Origin of the sequence: Kitasatospora sp. NPDC053057, assembly GCF_044546945.1 — a bacterium.
Classification (GTDB): Bacteria; Actinomycetota; Actinomycetes; order Streptomycetales; family Streptomycetaceae; genus Kitasatospora.
The window spans coordinates 1-2,243 of sequence record NZ_JBITZP010000123.1; the positions used below are offsets into that span (position 1 = coordinate 1).

The 2,243-nt window shown below is 69.1% G+C and carries 3 protein-coding genes; 2 read left to right on the forward strand and 1 reads right to left on the reverse strand.

The features are described 5' to 3' along the window. Both ACIG5E_RS39320 and ACIG5E_RS39325 read left to right on the forward strand, forming a co-directional pair. Positions 1–1,156 (forward strand): LD-carboxypeptidase (locus ACIG5E_RS39320; protein WP_396542098.1); only part of this gene is annotated, 1,156 nt, incomplete at its 5' end. Between the two features lie 308 nt (positions 1,157–1,464). Further along, positions 1,465–1,824, forward strand: a complete 360-nt coding sequence (locus ACIG5E_RS39325) for a hypothetical protein (RefSeq protein ID WP_396542100.1) — start codon at positions 1,465–1,467, stop codon at positions 1,822–1,824. A gap of 225 nt (positions 1,825–2,049) precedes the next feature. On the opposite strand, the gene ACIG5E_RS39330 is transcribed toward ACIG5E_RS39325, so the two are convergent. Next, the coding region (locus tag ACIG5E_RS39330; RefSeq protein WP_396542102.1) for a winged helix-turn-helix transcriptional regulator at positions 2,050–2,243 on the reverse strand (194 nt) is incomplete at its 5' end.

The following is a 2,243-nucleotide window of genomic DNA, read 5'->3' on the forward strand; positions in this document are numbered from 1 at the left end:
CTTGAGTCTCGACACCTCAAGGATCACAGAGGACGGCGTGTTTCACGTCCAGCCGCAGATCAGCGCACCCACACATGCGGCAGGAGAGCCCGAAAAGTCGCGTGACCCTGCCCATGGCGCCGGAGACACTGACGCCATGACCAGTTCTGCACTGCCTCGACTGCTTCGACCGCGTGCCCTGAGGCCCGGAGATCTCGTTGTCATCGCCTCGCTGTCCGGCCCGCTGCCGGCCGCTTACGAGCCCAACGTCGAGCAGACGGTGGTCGTGCTCGAGCGGATGGGATTTCGCGTGCGTCGGGCTCCGCTGCTCGAAGTAGGGCGCCGCCATTGGTGGAGCGCGGCCACGCCGGCGGAGATCGCCGGGGAGCTCAACGGTCTTCTGCGTGATCCCGAGGTGCGCGCGATCGTCGCGAGTGACGGCGGCCAGACGGCGCTCGGCTACCTTGACCTGATCGACGTCGAGGCGATCAGGGCCGACCCCAAGCCGATCCTCGGCTACAGCGACATCTCGCTGCTGCATCTGGTGCTCCATGCGCGCACGGGTCTGGTCGGGTTCCATGCCGACATGGCCGTCCCTGGCTTCGGCGGACACTGGCAGTCTGCGCCCGTGGCGCGCCAAGCGGAACTCGAGAAGCTCTACTCCAGGTTGCTGACCGGTACCGAGGCGATCGGTGCGCTGCCTGCGAGCCCGTCGTGGGAGTGCTGGCGTCCCGGTCGTGTCGAAGGTCGGCTGATCGGCGGGGTGATCAATCGCATCGTGCTGGCGCAGGCGACGCCTTACGCGCTGCCGCTCGAACGGTTCGACGGTGCGGTGCTGTTCTGGGAGGAGATGGGCGGCCTGGCATCGCACGTGTGGAGCTACCTACAGGTGATGCGACACTGCGGCATCCTCGATCGGATCTCCGGCATGGTCGTGGGCGTTCCGCGCGAGATCAGCGGACTTGAGCCCGGCGCGTCCCCGACCCTGCGCGAGATCGTCCTCGACGTCATCGGCGACCGAGACATCCCGGTCCTGGGGAATGTCGAGTTCGGGCATGCCGGCCCGAATCTGCCGATGCCGGTCGGCATCCGCGTCGGCCTCGATGCGCAGCAGCGGACGCTGTCGCTGCTCGAACCCGCGGTAGAGCCGCACGCGATGACGGGACCGGTCGGCTGAGCGCCACGGATCAGTGCATCGGCGATCTGCTCGACGGTCCCGCCAATCCCTCAGCACCCCGCGGAGCCGGTCCACCAAGGGCTGTCCCGTTGCTGCCCTCGCAGGTCTGCGAGGGCAGCAACGGAGGCCGGAAACCGGGTGCGGCAGGGCAGCCCTGCCTGGCATCATGGCTCCCGTGATCACGTATCGAAAGGCCGATGCCGCGTAGACGGCCACGCGCGCTGCGCGCTGAACGACCGGTCTCCCGTGCCTGGGGTCCGACCCCACCGCTCCGGATTCACGGACTCTCCGCTAGGGCGAGCCTGGCTGTGCACCAGATCGAGTACCTGAGCGGCAGCCTCTACCTGCACCCGGGGGCGACCGATCGCGCATTGCGGCGGTACCGCGAGTTCCTCCACCCACCCGGCAGACGTCCGCTGTACCCGCAGGAGTCGTACTGCTCGTGCTCGGGGTGTTCCTTCGACGATGTCAGGCACGCGCGTGACGTGCTGGAGGATGCCCTGGAGAGGCTGCCGGAACGGGCGCGTGCCGAGCTCGGCCGGCTTGTGAAGCCCCTGGATACGGTGTTCTTGCGCCGCACCCTGCCCGACCCGTTCGCGCACCGGCGCCAGTGGTGCACGGAGTTCTGGTGGTATCGCCGCCTGGCTGACAGGTCGGAGTGGGGCTGAAGCGCGACGCGTCACACCGGCCCGCCTGCGTCGGCGGGCAGCAGTCTTTCACGGCGGATAGGGGCTGCACGGTCGCCGGTACGCACCTCCCGCGTGCCGGGCCCCATCACCGGCTCAAGCCCCGCCCTCGGGCCATGGTGGCAGCCCGCCCACCCTGTACCGGCCCGCGACGGCGCTGACGGCGTTGCGGCGCGAGCCGGTTCGGCAGTGTCGTGAAGTGCCCTGCTACGACGCGACCGGCTCGGGTCGGTAGGCGTGGTCGATGTTGTCCTCGACCCACGAGCGGAGCTGGTTGAGCGGGATCGCGGCGCTCTGGCCGAGCGAGGTGAGGGAGTACTCGACGTGGAGGGGGACGGCGGGGTAGACGGTGCGGTCGAGGATGCCGAAGTCCTCCAGGCGGCGCAGGGTCTGGGTCAGCA